Below are 13,439 nucleotides of genomic sequence, written 5' to 3'. Positions count from 1 at the left end.
TCAGCCTTTCTTCTGGTTGACGAGGTCCGGCAGTTTCACCGGGCTGCCCGGCTTGATGCCGTCCAGCTTCAGCGCCAGCACGACCGCGCCGGCGTCGACGCCGTCCAGCGCCTCGACCAGCCCTTCGTCCTCGTTGCGCAGGCCGAGCGTCACCGGCTGGACCACCACCTTGCCGCCATCGACGCGGTAGACCACGTCGCGGCCGTCCTGGCGGCGCACGGCGCCGAGCGGCAGCAGCGGATGCGCGCTCGATTTCTCGGTCGTCACCGTGCCCTTGGCGAACATGCCTGCGCGCAGCAGGCCATCGGGATTGTCGACACTGATGTAGACGATCATCGCGCGCGAGCCGGCCTCCGTGGCCGGGTTGATGCGCGCGACCTTTCCTACGAACGTGCGGCCATCGAAGCCGTCGACCTTGAACTGCACGTCCTGGCCGACCTTCACGCGCGGGATGTCGCTGGCCGGCACCTGGGCGTCCAGCGTCAGGTGCTTCAGGTCGACGATGGTGTAGACCGGGCTGTCCGGCGACAGCTTTTCGCCCGCCTGCGCATGGCGCTTGCTGATCACGCCCGACAGCGGCGCACGGATGACGGTGTCGGCCAGCGCGATGCGCGCCAGGTCGAGCTGGGCCTTGGCCGAATCGACCGCCGCCTGCGCCAGGTCGACCGCGTTGGCCGTGGTGTCGTAGGCGTTCTGGGCGATGTAGTTCTGCTTGAGCAGGGCGGCGCTGTTGGCCACGTTCTTTTTCGCCAGGGCCAATCGAGCGTCCGCGTCGGCCAGCATGGCCTGCTGCTGCGCCACGCGCGCGCGCGCCTCGGCGTCGTCCAGGCGCGCGATCGTCTGGCCGGCCTTGACCTCCACGCCTTCCTGCACGCCGCTGGCCAGGATCACGCCCGAGGCTTTCGATTTCACGGTGGCCTGCGCCAGCGGCGAGAGCGATCCGGACAGCGGCAGCGTGACCGCCAGCGCGCGCGCCTCGACCACGGCGACATCGCGTTGCGAGAGTTCGTGCACCGGCTCTTTGTCCTTTTTCGCCGCGTCGCCCGGGGCGGCCGCCTGCGAAGGCGCGGCGGCGTCGCGGTGGCTGAAGGCATAGCCGCCGGCGCCGGCCAGCACCAGGATGGCGATGCCGATCGCCGGGGCATAGCGCCGGGCGCGCACGGGACGGGCGAGGGCGTCGGTCAGGGGCACGGATTCTGGCAGGGTCTCGATCTTCATAACCTTGTTCTTGTGTTGGATGGAAGAAGGAGCGCCGGTGCTCCGTCCTGCCGGGCAGGGTGGAGTCACGAGCGCATGAGGCCATGGTAGGCAAAGCGATGGCGCACAGCCATCGCGATGTGACGAGCGGCGGTATTAAAGGGTTGGAACGCGAAAACGGCCGGATGGACGTCTCAGCCGTCGCCGCCCGGCTGGCCGGCGCCGTCGTCGAACAGGCGCAGGCGCGCCAGCACCTGGCCGTGGTCGGAGGCTTCCGGCAGGCCGAGGTCGAGGTGGTCGTTCAGGTAGACCACGTCGATGATCTCGCCGAGCGCGCCCGGCAGCGCCGCATTGAATTCCTGCGATACCAGGATATGGTCGATGGTCGTGTACTGGCCGTCATGCAGGTTGGAAAAGCCGACGTGGCGATGGCGGTCCTGGCGCCGCTGCAGCGAGCAGGCGTCGTACAGGCGGTCGCCGCTGGGCGCGCCCAGGCCGAGCACGATGCCGGTGGTGACGGCGTCGGCGACGTCGTTGAAGTCGCCCAGCACCACGCGCGGCCGGCGGTGCTCGCGCCCGAGCTGGGTCAGCAGCACGCGCAGCGCCGCGGCTTCGGTGCCGCGCCGGATCAGCGAGCGCAGCGAGGCCAGCGCGTACAGCTGCGGGTCGTTGCCGCTGTCGCTGGAACGGAAATCGGGACGACGCGACTTCAGGTGCACGACCACCACGTCGGCCACCAGATCGGGTGTGAGCTGGATCGCCGCATGCAGGGGCGGACGGGTGAAGCGGTCGGGGTCGCGGTTCCCGGGCGGCATCGAGATACCGGACGGGAAGTGCGGGATCGGCTCGGGCGTGGCGGCCAGCGGCAGGCGCGACACCAGGGCGACGCTGGGCGTGAGCTTGTCCGCATGCGGATCGGGGTCGAAACCGACGTGGATGGCTTCGCGGTAGCGCTGCGTGCGCGACAGCGCTTCGGCCAGCGCAGCCTGCGAAAACACTTCCTGGAAACCGATCACGTCGGCGGCCAGCATGTCGATCTGGCGCGCGGTCCAGGCGATCTTCGCTTCGTACTCTTCAGGCGTGCTCGGGTCGAGGTTGTCGTACAGCCGGGCGCCCGGCGGCGCGAGGTTACACACATTGAAGGTGGCAAAGCGAATCTCTTGCTGCATAATAAGCAACTCCCCCGTCTGCTTTTGGAAGCCGTCTCGACACGATGTGAGGTGCTTCCAGCGTAACACATGGCCAAGAAAGAGCATATTTCCGAGACGCCCGCCACGCAGTTCCTGCGCAAGCACGGCGTCGCCTTCAGCGAGCATCCCTACGATTACGAAGAGCATGGCGGCACCGCCGTCTCATCAAGCAAGCTGGGCGTGTCCGAACACGACGTCGTCAAGACCCTGGTGATGCAGGACGAGGCGGCGCGCCCGCTGATCGTGCTGATGCATGGCGACTGCAAGGTCTCGACCAAGAACCTCGCGCGCGCGATCCCGTGCAAGTCGGTCGAGCCGTGCAAGCCGGAGGTGGCGCAGCGCCATTCCGGCTACCTGGTCGGCGGCACTTCGCCGTTCGGCATCCGCAAGGCGATGCCGGTGTACGTCGAGGAGAGCATCCTGGCGCTGCCGAAGATCTACATCAACGGCGGGCGGCGCGGCTTCCTGGTCGGGATCGATCCGAAGGCGCTGGTCGAGGTGTTGAAGGCGCGCCCGGTGCATTGCGCGCTGGCCGATTGAGCGGTAACCGAGCATCCGGCCAGCTATCGCTCGGCTTGGCTGTTGGTGTATATTCCTCGCGTCAACTGAAAGAGACCCATGTACACCATTATTTTCACCATCGCCGCCTACCTGATCGGCTCGATTTCCTTCGCCGTCGTGATGAGCCGCGTGTTCGGCCTGTCCGACCCGCGCACCTACGGTTCGAAGAACCCGGGCGCGACCAACGTGCTGCGCAGCGGCAGCAAAAAAGCCGCGATCGCGACGCTGGTCGGCGACTGCCTCAAGGGCGTGGTCGCGGTGGCGCTGGCGGTGTGGGTGGCCGACCACTACGGCGAACGCTTCGATTTCGGTGATGGCGGCGTGGCGCTGGTGGCGATCGCGGTGTTCCTGGGGCACCTGTGGCCGGTCTTTTTCCGTTTCGTGGGCGGCAAGGGCGTGGCGACCGCGCTCGGCGTGCTGCTCGGCCTGAACGTCTGGCTGGGCCTGGCGACGCTGGTAACCTGGCTGGTGGTCGCCTACGCCTTCCGCTATTCCTCGCTGGCGGCGCTGGCGGCGGCGGTGTTCGCGCCGTTCTACTACGGCCTGCTGTTCGGCGTCGACGACGTATTGTTTGCCGTGGTCGCGATGAGCGCGCTGCTGCTGTTCCGCCACTCGAAAAACATCTCGAACCTGATCGCCGGCAAGGAGTCGCGCATCGGCAGCAAGGCTGCGGGCGCGGCGCCGAAAAAGAAATAAGTTTCCTGGCGCGCCATGCCAGATTTACCGAATCCGACAGGCGCGCTGCTCGCTTTTTTCCGATGTGTCACCATAAGGCTTCCGCCGCAATACGTGGCCTCAATGCGTAATATTTATCAGACATAACAGGAAGGCGGTGAGTCGTGAAACAGCAGATGAGAATCGATTTTGTGTCGGACGTGTCGTGCCCGTGGTGTGCGATCGGCTTGAAATCCTTGCAGCAGGCGCTGCAGCGCGTCGGCGGCGAGATCGCTGCCGACCTCCATTTCCAGCCGTTCGAGCTCAATCCCGGCATGGAGGCCGAAGGCCAGGACATCGCCGAACACATCACGGGAAAATACGGATCGACGCCGGCCCAGCTGGCGCAGTCGCAGGAAACGATCCGCCAGCGCGGCGAGTCGGTCGGCTTCACTTTCGACATGGACAAGCGCAGCCGCATCTACAACACCTTCGATGCGCACCGGCTGCTGCACTGGGCCGAAAGCCAGGGGCCGGGACGCCAGCTGGCCCTGAAGGAAAAGCTGTTCGAGGCTTACTTCACCCAGGGCCAGGATCCAAGCAGCCATGAAGTGTTGCTGCGCAAGGCCGGCGAGGCCGGCCTGGACGTCGAGCAGGCACGCACGGTGCTGGAATCGGATGCCTTCGCCAACGAGGTGCGCCAGCAGGAATACTACTGGAAGCGTGCCGGCATCAACTCGGTGCCGGCGGTGATCGTCAACGAACGCCACCTGATCTCGGGCGGGCAGCCGCCGGAGGTGTTCGAGCAGGCGCTGCGGCAGATTGCCCAGCAGGACAACGAGCAACTCGAACAAGACGAAGCTTAGGTGGAGGGGCTCGCAAACCTACTGCGCGTTGCAGCTTCGTTCTGCGATGCTCACCGTACCGTAAGTACGGTTGCGCTTCTCGAACGAATCTGCGGCCGCTCGCTACGGTTTTCGAGCCCCTCGATGCGCTAGCGGGGCGTTCACTTCAAACCAAATCTAGAATGATCGGTTGGTGGTCGGAGGCGGAGGTTTCCGACTGCACTTTCAGCTCTTTGACGCGCGGGGCGAGGTCTTCGGTGACGAAGAAATAATCGTAGCAATCGGGCCGGTCCGGCCATGGGTAGCCGTGCAGGCCGGCGGTCGGGGCGCGCGCCATGTCGCCGTGGCGTACCTGCCAGGCGTCGAGCAGCGCCAGTTCGCCGGACGCCGGCGGCGCCAGCAGCGCGCGGTAATCGTCATCGCCGGGCGCGAAGTTGAAGTCGCCGCAGTAGATCGCGGTGCCGGGGCGGAAACCCAGCTGGAAGGGCGGCTCGAGCTCCGGCTCGGGCTGGTAGATCGCGGCGCGCGCGCAGGCTTCCGCGTGCAGCTCGCGGATGCGCTGCACCTGGGCCATGCGCTGCAGCGGCGAATAGTATTCCAGGTGGGTGGTCAGCACGCGCAGCTTGCCGCCGGGCGCGTCGAGCACGGTTTCGATCATCCCGCGCGGCATGCCGGCCAGGTGCTCGGGATCGGGCGGCCACGGCAGCACGTGGCGCTGGGCCTGGGTGATGCGGTACTTGGACAGCAGGATGTTGCCGAACTGGCGCGGCATGTTGTTGCGGTAGATTTCGCTCGGGGCGATCTCGATCATGTGATAGCCGCCGAAGGCGCCGCCGAGCTGCTTGAACTGGCTGGCGGCCGCGCTGCCCTCGAGTTCCGGATGATTGGCCGCCACTTCCTGCAGGCAGATCACATCGGGATTCAGCCTGCGCAGCACATCGATGATGGCGTGGATGCGGATACGCCCGTCCTTTCCACAGCCCCAGTGAATGTTCCAGCTGACTACCCGCATCGACGGCCTCCGTGATACCCGACTGCCCGATATTGCCATCCTTTAGGCATGGGCGGTCACACGGTAGGATCGATGTCAACCGGACAAGTTCAAGCCGGCTCGATCTCGTCCAGCGGCCAGCGCGGGCGCACGTTGAAGGCGTAGTCGCGCTGGGCGGCGTCCGGGTTGCGCTCCAGGCGCAGCGCGCCGGCAAACGCGATCATGGCGCCGTTGTCGGTGCAGAATTCGAGTTCCGGGTAATACACCTTGAACTTCTTCTTCGCCGCCGCCGCGTTGAGCGACTCGCGCAGCTGGCGGTTGGCGCCGACGCCGCCGGCGATCACCAGGCGCTTCAGGCCGGTGTGCTTGAGCGCCGACACGCACTTGGCGGTCAGGACGTCGACGATCGCGTCGACGAAGCCGCGCGCGATGTTGGCCTTGTCCTGCTCGCAGATGTTGGCGATCTCGCTGCCGCTGTTCTTGACCACCGTCAGCACGGCCGTCTTCAGGCCGGAAAAGCTGAAGTTGAAATCCTTCGAGTGCAGCATCGGGCGCGGCAGTTTATACGCTTGCGGGTCGCCGAATTCGGCCAGGCGGGAGATCGCCGGACCGCCCGGGTAGCCCAGGCCGAGCAGCTTGGCCGACTTGTCGAAGGCTTCGCCGGCGGCGTCGTCGAGCGTTTCGCCCAGCAGCGTGTACTGGCCGACGCCATCCACGCGCATCAACTGGGTGTGGCCGCCCGAGACCAGCAGCGCGACGAACGGGAACTCGGGGCGCTCGCTGGCCAGCAGGGGCGAGAGCAGGTGGCCCTCGAGGTGGTGCACGCCCAGCACCGGTTTGTCCAGCGCCAGTCCGAGGCTGCAGGCGACCGAGGAGCCGACCAGCAGCGCGCCGGCCAGGCCCGGGCCCTGGGTGTAGGCGATGGCGTCGATGTCCTGCTTGGCGATGTCCGCCTTGGCCAGCGCCTGCTCGAGCAGCGGCAGGGCGCGCCGGATGTGGTCGCGCGAGGCCAGTTCCGGGACCACGCCGCCGTATTCTTCGTGCATGGCGACCTGCGAGTGCAGGGCATGGGACAGCAGGCCGCGCTCGGTGTCGTACAGAGCCAGGCCGGTTTCATCGCAGGAGGATTCGACGCCGAGGACAATCATGGGAAGCAGCAGGACAGGTGGACCGCGCGACGCGCGCAATCGAGTATTGTAAAGCAGGCGCAGGGATGGCGTCGAACCCGGCGTAAAAGCATGCAAGGATGGTACGGCGGGCGCTGCGCATGGGTTAGCATGGGCGCCATGACCTCCGCCGAATCGCTGTTCCACCAGGCCGGCGCGCACCTGACTGCGCGCGAGTTCGACGCCGCCATCGGGCTGCTGCGCGCGGCGCTCGCGTTCGAGCCGGATGCCGCGCCGCTGCACGCCAACCTGGGCTGGGCGCTCGAGCACGCCGGACAGGCGCCCGAGGCCGAGACGCACTACCGGCGCGCCATCGGACTCGGGCCGCAGCTGCTGCAGGTGCGCCTGAACCTGGGTGCGCTGCTGACCGCCCAGCGCCGCCTGCCGGAAGCCGAACAGATCTACCGCGACGCGCTGGCGCTGGCGCCCGAGTCGCCGGCGGCGCTGTCGAACTACGGCATGCTGCTGGCCTGTCTCGGGTGCGAACAGGAGGCGCAGGCGTGTTATCGCCAGGCGCTGGCGTTCGATCCCGAGTATGCCAAGGCGTCCTTCAACCTGGCCTACCTGCTGCTGCGCCAAGGGCGCTGGGACGAAGGCTGGACGCGGCTCGAAGCGCGCGACTGGAGCGCGGCGCTGCAGCGCCACCTGAACCTGCCGCGCTGGCAGGGCGGGGCGCTGGCCGGCAAGGCGATCCTGGTCGGCATCGAGGCCGGCCACGGCGACATGATCCAGTTCGGCCGCTACTGCGCGCAGCTGAAGGCCGCCGGCGCCGCGCGCGTGGGCGTGCAGTGCCACCCCGGCCTGGTCGCGCTGTTTGCCGGCCTGCGCGGCGCCGACGCGGCGATTGCCCTGGATGCACCGCTGCCGGCCGGCTTCGATTGCTGGGTGCCGGCGCTGAGCCTGCCTTTCCACTTCCACACCACGGTCGATACCGTGCCGGCGGCGCTGCCCTACATCGACGTCGACCCGGTGCGCGTGGCGCGCCTGGCGCCGCTGCTGGGCGGTGACGCGCGCGAGTTGAAGGTCGGCCTGGCCTGGCGCGGCAATCCACGCTTCGAGAACGATGGCGAGCGCTCGCTGCCCTCGCTGGCGACGCTGGCGCCGCTGGCGCAGGTGCCCGGAGTGCGCTGGTTCAGCCTGCAGAAAGGCGAGGGCGAGGGCGAGGCGAGGCGCGGCTTGGGAGGCCTGCCGGTCACGGACCTGGCGCCGGTGATCCGCGACTTCGCCGACACCGCGGCGCTGATCGACGGACTGGACCTGGTGATCAGCGTCGACACCGCGGTCGCCCACCTGGCCGGCGCGCTGAACAAACCCTGCTGGGTGCTGCTGCCGGCTTACCTGACCGACTGGCGCTGGCTGACCGAACGCGCCGACACGCTCTGGTACCCGGCGGTGATGCGCCTGTTCCGCCAGCGACCCGGTGCGCGCTGGGACGCGGTGGTGGCGGACCTGGCGGAAGCCTTGCGCGCGCGGGTGCACGCGCGATAGCCGCCTTTGCGGCTGCCGCTAGCTCTTCTTTAACTCGACGGCAGGGCTCTGCGCGGTGCAGCGTTGTGCCTCGGCCATCCCCTTCAGGAAGGCGCGGCGTACCGAGCCCGCCATGACGCAGGCGGTCAGGTGCTCGGAATGCTGTTCCGCGCCGCTCAGCTTGCGTACCCAGTTACGGAACGGAACCAGGTCTTCGGCGGTGCGCTGCACCGCGCCGACCGCCTGGTCCTGCACCAGGGTGGAGGCCTTGCTCATCATCGACGCCTTGGCCTTCGCAGTCGACGCATCGAAGTCCGGCCCCAGCGCCTCGTCCAGCTCGTGCAACTCCGCCGCGATCGCGCTGCAGCCCGGCTCGGGTGCCGCTAAATAAGGATTCACTTGAGGACAGGGTTGGTGGCAAGGTGGCGCGCCCGCAGCGTCGCCACCTCGGCGTCTTCCTGTCGGGTCAGGGACTGGTACATCCGGCCATAGGGCCAGCCATAGCCCCAGCGGTAAGGCGTGACGAAATAGGGACCGCCGCCGGCACGCACGCCGGCCAGCATGGTCTCGGCCAAGGCCGGACTGTCGGATGCGGATTTCACGCAATGCTCGAGTTCACGGTCCGCCGCCAGGCGTTCCTCGGCGGTGCCGCCGCGCCAGTAGGCCAGGCCATGCGCCACGCAGCACGAGTACCAGTCCGCCGTGCCGAGCGGCGCGCGGTCGAAGAACATGCTGCAGCCGTCGGTGGAAAACGGTTGCAGCACCGGTGCACTGCGGCAGCCCGCGAGACCGAGCAGCAGCGTCAGGGCCAGCACGGATTTCGGCAAAGAGTGCAAGCGTGAGTTTGCTGGCATGCGAAGCTTCATCGACCAAATAGTTGCATTTTGGAATCAGTGTAGTCTGCGCTGCAATTACAAGAATGTCTACGCTCGAGTGGCGGGAGGCGCCAAGGCGCGCCAGCCATGTCAGCGCGCCGCTGCGGCAAGCGGCTGCGTCAGCTCGATCAGGTTGCCCCACGGGTCGCTGAAAAACGCGAAACGCAGGCCCAGGTTCGGCACGTCGCGCGCCGCGCTGACGATCCGGACGCCGCGCCGCTCGAGTTCCGCGATCGCCGCGTCGACGTCGTCCACGCGCAAACAGAAATGGTGCCAGCCACCGACTGCATGGGTGTCGATCAGCTGCTCGAAGTCCGGGCGCGCCGTGCAGCCCGGGCCGGCGATGAATTCGATGCGGAAGCTGTCGTCGGCGGCCGGCGACAGGAAGGCCAGCGTCTTCTCGCCCAGCGGCATGGTGTGGGTCACGCGGAAATCGAGCTTGCTGGTGTACCAGGCCGCGGCGGCGTCGAAGTCGGGCACGCGGATGCCGACGTGGTCGGCTTTCCAGGAGACGAATGGGCTGGACGGATTGACGGGCGCTGCGGTTTCAGTGGAAAGCATGATGGTCCTTTCAGGACGAGTCGGAATCGGAGAGTGGGGCACATCACGGCGCAATGTTCGTCGCACCGATCAACGGCTGTGCAACGTCATGTTAATCAAGGGCTGTCGCATTGATAACCGGGCTGAATCCGAATAGACTGATCGCCATGACGAACAATCAAGCGCCATCGCTGGATGATCTGTCGGTGTTCCTTGCCGTTTGCAGCGCCAATGGATTTCGCGCCGCCGCCAGGCGGCTCGGCTTGTCGCCGTCGAATGTCAGCGACACCATCACACGATTGGAGAGCCAGCTGGGCGTGCCGCTGCTGACCCGGAACACGCGCAGCGTCATGCCGACCGAGGCCGGGCGCGCACTCGAGGCGCGCCTGGCGCCGCTGTTCGCCGAAACCCGCGCCGCCTTGCGCGACGTGAGCGTTGCCGGGACGCAGGTGCAGGGGCTGTTGAAATTGAATGTCGCCGGCTCGGTCATGGTCGACATCCTGCCGCCGCTGATCGACCGTTTCCTGACCCAGCACCCGGCGGTGCGGGTCGAACTGGTCGTGGACGACCGCTTGACCGATACCATCGCCCAAGGCTGCGACGCCGGCATCCGCTATGGCGAGCACCTGGCGCAGGACATGATCGCCGTGCCGATCGGGCCGCGCCACCAGCAGCTGGCGCTGGCTGCGGCGCCGGCCTATCTGCAGGCGCATGGCCGCCCTGCGCATCCGCACGACGTGCTGCGGCACGCCTGCGTGCGTTTGCGTTTTTCGAGCGGCGCGTTGACCGCCTGGGATTTCGAGCGCGACGGCGAACGCATCACCGTCGACCCGCCGAGCCGCCTGATCATCGGCGTGGATGCCGCGGCGGCGGGCATCGAGCTGGCCTGCGCGGGACACGGCTTGATCTGCACGTTCAAGAACTGGCTCGAGCCGTATTTCGAGCGCGGCCAGCTCGAGCCGGTGTTGCCCGACTGGTGGCAGCGATTCGAAGGGCCCAGGCTCTACTTCCCGAGCCGGCGCATGCCGGCGCCGCTGCGCGCCTTCGTCGACCTGATCGCCGCCGGGTCTTGCGCTCCGGAGTCCGCAGCCCGGACCGCCTGACGCTTTTAAGCGCGCTGCAGCAGCTCCGCGTGGGCGCTGCGCAGCATCGCCGCGGTGTCTTCCCAGCCGATGCAGCCGTCGGTGACCGAGCAGCCATACTTCAGCTGCGACAGGTCGGACGGAATCGGCTGGCTGCCGCTGACGATGTTCGATTCGATCATCACGCCGACCAGCGACCCATTGCCGTGGCGGATCTGCTGGATCACGTCCGACATCACCAGCGGCTGCAGCTCCGGCTTTTTATAGCTGTTGGCGTGCGAGCAGTCGACCACCAGGTTGGCCGGCAGCCCGGCTTTTTTCAGTGCCTGCTCGGCGATCGCCACCGACACCGAATCGTAGTTCGGCCGCCCGCCGCCGCCGCGCAGCACGACGTGGCCGTAGGCGTTGCCGCTGGTGCGCACGATCGAGACGCCGCCCTGGCCATTGATGCCCAGGAAGGAGTGCGGGCTGGACGAGGACAGCACGGCGTTGATGGCGATGCTGACGTCGCCGTCGGTGCCGTTCTTGAAGCCGACCGGGGTCGACAGGCCCGAGGACATCTCGCGGTGCGTCTGCGATTCGGTCGTGCGCGCACCGATGGCGGTCCAGGCGATCAGGTCGCCCAGGTATTGCGGCGAGATCGGATCGAGCGCTTCGGTGGCGGTCGGCAGGCCGAGTTCGCACACGTCGATCAGGAACTGGCGCGCGCGCTCCATGCCGACGTCGACGCGGAACGAGTCGTCCATGAACGGATCGTTGATATAGCCCTTCCAGCCGGTCGTGGTGCGCGGCTTTTCGAAATACACGCGCATCACCAGCACCATGGTGTCGGCGACTTCCTCCTGCAGCGCCTTCAGGCGGCGCGCATAGTCCAGGCCGGCGACCGGGTCGTGGATCGAGCAGGGGCCGACCACCACGAACAGGCGCTTGTCCTTGCGGTCGAGGATGTTGCGCAGGGTTTCGCGGCCTTTCATCACGGTGGTGAAGGCTTTGTCGGTCAGCGGCAGTTTCTTGTGCAGCTCGCTCGGGGTCGGCATGTCCGCAAACGAGGTGACGTTGGTATTTTCGATATCGGGCGTGATCAACATGGCATCAAGTTCTTTCCTGTGGGATTGTTGAGTCTAGCTTGAAATCGGGAGGGATGCAGCGGCAATCGCAAAATGCGACTGAAGTTGTGCCTGGCTCAACGACGTTGTTGCATCAGTACGGTGGGCTTACACTGGAATTTGTTGCACGTCTTTATTGATCTGATTTTAATGAAACGAATTGCTGGGTAATGATGGATCTCGACACGACTCAATCCGTTTATCGCGAGCACCTTCTGGAACATCTCCTGATCGGCGATCTGTTGAGATATTCGTGGCTATACGCCGACGCCAATCTGGAAGTCTCGCAACCTTCGATCGACAGGTCCGGGCACGACGTGGTTCTGGAAGCGAATGGCGTGACACGCCACGTCCAGCTCAAATCATCGTCGACTGTCGCAACGACGGCTGTCCAAAAAGTGCATGTCGGCCTGGCGAGCAAACCATCGGGTTGCGTGATCTGGACTCGTTTCAATTGCACTGACATGCGCCTCGGCCCATTCATGTTTTTTGGCGCTGCGCCCGGCGCGCCGTTACCGTCGCTTGCCAATTTCCGAACGGCGAAACACGCCAAGGGCAATGCCGAAGGCATCAAAAAGGAGCGGCCAAACTTGCGCGGCGTATCGATCTCGAATTTCCGCCTGCTGACCGATATCCCGGCCTGGTATGAGGCGTTGTTCGGTGGTGTGCACGGCGATCACCACGATTCGTCGGCAACACATCGTCTTCATGAATCCTGAGTGCCGTTTGTTACTGGTATGCTGTCAAGCATGAACACCACCGCACACGATCCCGCTGCTTTGCTGACCCCATTCCCCGCTGCCCGCTTCATCAAGGAGATCGGCCGCGGCGTGAAAGGCGCGCGCAGCCTCTCGCGCGAGGACGCGCGCGACCTGTACGCAGCCATGTTGGAGGGCCGCGTGTCCGACCTCGAGCTCGGCGGCATCCTGCTGGCGATGCGCATCAAGGGCGAGTCGATCGAGGAAATCGCCGGTTTCATGGACGCGGCCGAAGCCTCGTTCGCACCGCTGCCGGCCCCGCCGGGCGAGTTTGCGCCGGTGCTGATCCCGAGCTACAACGGCGCGCGCAAGCTGGCCAACCTGACGCCGCTGCTGGCGTTGCTGCTGGCGCGTGAAGGCGTGCCGGTGCTGGTGCATGGCGTGCAGCAGGATCCTGGGCGCGTCACCACCTTCGAGATCTTCGCGGAGCTCGGCATCGGCCCCACCGGATCGAGCGCCGACATGCTGGATGCCTTCGCCAAGCGCCAGCCCTGCTTCATGCCGGTCGAGCAACTTGCGCCGCGCCTTGCCCACCAGCTGTCGCTGCGCCGCATCCTGGGCGTGCGCAACTCGACCCACACGCTGGTCAAGATCCTGCAGCCGTTCACGGGGCCGGCGCTGCGCCTGGTGTCGTACACCCACCCCGAATACCTGGCGATGCTGAGCGAATATTTTGCCGCCCAGGCCCCGCACGCACGCGGCGATGCCTTCCTGATGCGCGGCACCGAGGGCGAAACCGTCGCCAACGCCAACCGCGCCCAGCAGATCGACTGGTTCCACGCCGGCCAGCAGACCCTGCTGGTCGAACGCGACGCGCCGACCGACGAGCTGGCGCCGGCGCCGGAAGGCCGTGATGCCGCCGCCACCGCCGACTGGATCATGCGCGCGCTGCGCGGCGAGCAGCCGGTGCCGCCGCCGATCGCGGCGCAAGTGGCGCAGTGCGTGCGGGTCGCGCGCGCGTTGCGCGCTTAGCGCTACACGAAGGCGAACCCGCCGCCGCCGCTTTC

At 66.7% G+C, this 13,439-nt stretch carries 15 protein-coding genes; 7 read left to right on the top strand and 8 right to left on the bottom strand.

All coding sequences use genetic code 11. The features are described from left to right. Together FA90_RS14975 and FA90_RS14970 are read right to left on the bottom strand one after the other, a co-directional pair. A complete protein-coding gene (locus tag FA90_RS14975; RefSeq protein WP_036169971.1) occupies positions 1 to 1,218 on the bottom strand; it encodes an efflux RND transporter periplasmic adaptor subunit in 1,218 nt (405 codons plus the stop codon). Positions 1,219 to 1,391: 173 nt separating this feature from the next. Then, entirely contained in the window at positions 1,392 to 2,366 is a 975-nt protein-coding gene (locus FA90_RS14970; RefSeq protein ID WP_036169968.1) for an endonuclease/exonuclease/phosphatase family protein, read from the bottom strand. A gap of 69 nt (positions 2,367 to 2,435) precedes the next feature. Here FA90_RS14970 and ybaK point away from each other — a divergent pair, with 69 nt between their 5' ends. The 3 genes from ybaK (at position 2,436) to FA90_RS14955 (ending at position 4,468) form a co-directional block, all read left to right on the top strand. Continuing rightward, positions 2,436 to 2,927: a Cys-tRNA(Pro) deacylase gene (gene ybaK, locus FA90_RS14965; protein ID WP_036169967.1), complete on the top strand. Its 492-nt coding sequence runs from the start codon at positions 2,436 to 2,438 to the stop codon at positions 2,925 to 2,927. Positions 2,928 to 3,005: 78 nt separating this feature from the next. Continuing rightward, positions 3,006 to 3,644, top strand: coding sequence for a glycerol-3-phosphate 1-O-acyltransferase PlsY (gene plsY / locus FA90_RS14960; protein WP_036169964.1), 639 nt, complete (start codon positions 3,006 to 3,008; stop codon positions 3,642 to 3,644). Positions 3,645 to 3,799: 155 nt separating this feature from the next. Continuing rightward, positions 3,800 to 4,468 (top strand): DsbA family oxidoreductase, encoded by a 669-nt coding sequence (locus FA90_RS14955; protein WP_036175870.1) that lies wholly within the window; start codon positions 3,800 to 3,802, stop codon positions 4,466 to 4,468. 145 nt (positions 4,469 to 4,613) lie between these two features. Here the strand turns inward: FA90_RS14955 and FA90_RS14950 are convergent, their stop codons facing one another. Both FA90_RS14950 and tsaD read right to left on the bottom strand, forming a co-directional pair. Next, complete coding sequence (locus FA90_RS14950; RefSeq protein ID WP_036169961.1) at positions 4,614 to 5,459, bottom strand: endonuclease/exonuclease/phosphatase family protein; 846 nt, start codon at positions 5,457 to 5,459, stop codon at positions 4,614 to 4,616. Between the two features lie 89 nt (positions 5,460 to 5,548). Next, positions 5,549 to 6,586: a tRNA (adenosine(37)-N6)-threonylcarbamoyltransferase complex transferase subunit TsaD gene (tsaD, locus tag FA90_RS14945; protein ID WP_036169959.1), complete on the bottom strand. Its 1,038-nt coding sequence runs from the start codon at positions 6,584 to 6,586 to the stop codon at positions 5,549 to 5,551. 138 nt (positions 6,587 to 6,724) lie between these two features. Between tsaD and FA90_RS14940 the strand changes: the two genes are divergently transcribed. After that, the gene (locus FA90_RS14940) at positions 6,725 to 8,092 is read left to right on the top strand and encodes a tetratricopeptide repeat protein (RefSeq protein ID WP_081934103.1); all 1,368 of its coding nucleotides are present in this window, start codon (positions 6,725 to 6,727) and stop codon (positions 8,090 to 8,092) included. A gap of 18 nt (positions 8,093 to 8,110) precedes the next feature. Here the strand turns inward: FA90_RS14940 and FA90_RS14935 are convergent, their stop codons facing one another. From FA90_RS14935 to FA90_RS14925, 3 genes are all read right to left on the bottom strand, one after another. Beyond that, positions 8,111 to 8,470 carry a hypothetical protein gene (locus FA90_RS14935; protein ID WP_156116721.1) on the bottom strand — a complete coding sequence of 120 codons (360 nt, stop codon included), beginning with the start codon at positions 8,468 to 8,470 and terminating at the stop codon, positions 8,111 to 8,113. After that, positions 8,467 to 8,886: a hypothetical protein gene (locus tag FA90_RS14930; RefSeq protein WP_051972193.1), complete on the bottom strand. Its 420-nt coding sequence runs from the start codon at positions 8,884 to 8,886 to the stop codon at positions 8,467 to 8,469. Before FA90_RS14930 ends, FA90_RS14935 begins: the two co-directional genes overlap by 4 nt. A gap of 150 nt (positions 8,887 to 9,036) precedes the next feature. Next, positions 9,037 to 9,507 (bottom strand): VOC family protein, encoded by a 471-nt coding sequence (locus FA90_RS14925; RefSeq protein ID WP_036169952.1) that lies wholly within the window; start codon positions 9,505 to 9,507, stop codon positions 9,037 to 9,039. A 146-nt stretch (positions 9,508 to 9,653) separates the two neighbouring features. On the opposite strand from FA90_RS14925, the gene FA90_RS14920 reads away from it, so the two are divergent. Beyond that, complete coding sequence (locus tag FA90_RS14920) at positions 9,654 to 10,589, top strand: LysR family transcriptional regulator (RefSeq protein ID WP_036169950.1); 936 nt, start codon at positions 9,654 to 9,656, stop codon at positions 10,587 to 10,589. A gap of 5 nt (positions 10,590 to 10,594) precedes the next feature. Here FA90_RS14920 and FA90_RS14915 read toward each other — a convergent pair whose 3' ends face one another. Continuing rightward, on the bottom strand, positions 10,595 to 11,656 hold the full coding sequence (locus FA90_RS14915; RefSeq protein WP_081933870.1) for a 3-deoxy-7-phosphoheptulonate synthase: 1,062 nt from the start codon (positions 11,654 to 11,656) through the stop codon (positions 10,595 to 10,597). Between the two features lie 188 nt (positions 11,657 to 11,844). Here FA90_RS14915 and FA90_RS14910 point away from each other — a divergent pair, with 188 nt between their 5' ends. Together FA90_RS14910 and ybiB are read left to right on the top strand one after the other, a co-directional pair. Then, positions 11,845 to 12,393 (top strand): hypothetical protein, encoded by a 549-nt coding sequence (locus FA90_RS14910; protein WP_197065305.1) that lies wholly within the window; start codon positions 11,845 to 11,847, stop codon positions 12,391 to 12,393. A gap of 30 nt (positions 12,394 to 12,423) precedes the next feature. Beyond that, the gene (ybiB, locus tag FA90_RS14905) at positions 12,424 to 13,404 is read left to right on the top strand and encodes a DNA-binding protein YbiB (protein ID WP_036169948.1); all 981 of its coding nucleotides are present in this window, start codon (positions 12,424 to 12,426) and stop codon (positions 13,402 to 13,404) included. Positions 13,405 to 13,439: the final 35 nt, after the last annotated feature.

This window comes from Massilia sp. 9096 (assembly GCF_000745265.1).
Lineage (GTDB): Bacteria > Pseudomonadota > Gammaproteobacteria > Burkholderiales > Burkholderiaceae_D > Telluria.
Note: the sequence above shows the minus strand (reverse complement) of the source record. Positions and strands in the feature narration are given on the sequence as shown.

Excerpts from the sequence above, each read along its gene's own strand:
- FA90_RS14975 (WP_036169971.1), bottom strand. The coding sequence starts at position 1,218 with ATGAAGATCGAGACCCTGCCAGAATCCGTGCCCCTGACCGACGCCCTC.
- FA90_RS14970 (WP_036169968.1), bottom strand. The coding sequence starts at position 2,366 with ATGCAGCAAGAGATTCGCTTTGCCACCTTCAATGTGTGTAACCTCGCG.
- ybaK (WP_036169967.1), top strand. The coding sequence starts at position 2,436 with ATGGCCAAGAAAGAGCATATTTCCGAGACGCCCGCCACGCAGTTCCTG.
- plsY (WP_036169964.1), top strand. The coding sequence starts at position 3,006 with ATGTACACCATTATTTTCACCATCGCCGCCTACCTGATCGGCTCGATT.
- FA90_RS14955 (WP_036175870.1), top strand. The coding sequence starts at position 3,800 with ATGAGAATCGATTTTGTGTCGGACGTGTCGTGCCCGTGGTGTGCGATC.
- FA90_RS14950 (WP_036169961.1), bottom strand. The coding sequence starts at position 5,459 with ATGCGGGTAGTCAGCTGGAACATTCACTGGGGCTGTGGAAAGGACGGG.
- tsaD (WP_036169959.1), bottom strand. The coding sequence starts at position 6,586 with ATGATTGTCCTCGGCGTCGAATCCTCCTGCGATGAAACCGGCCTGGCT.
- FA90_RS14940 (WP_081934103.1), top strand. The coding sequence starts at position 6,725 with ATGACCTCCGCCGAATCGCTGTTCCACCAGGCCGGCGCGCACCTGACT.
- FA90_RS14925 (WP_036169952.1), bottom strand. The coding sequence starts at position 9,507 with ATGCTTTCCACTGAAACCGCAGCGCCCGTCAATCCGTCCAGCCCATTC.
- FA90_RS14920 (WP_036169950.1), top strand. The coding sequence starts at position 9,654 with ATGACGAACAATCAAGCGCCATCGCTGGATGATCTGTCGGTGTTCCTT.
- FA90_RS14915 (WP_081933870.1), bottom strand. The coding sequence starts at position 11,656 with ATGTTGATCACGCCCGATATCGAAAATACCAACGTCACCTCGTTTGCG.
- FA90_RS14910 (WP_197065305.1), top strand. The coding sequence starts at position 11,845 with ATGATGGATCTCGACACGACTCAATCCGTTTATCGCGAGCACCTTCTG.
- ybiB (WP_036169948.1), top strand. The coding sequence starts at position 12,424 with ATGAACACCACCGCACACGATCCCGCTGCTTTGCTGACCCCATTCCCC.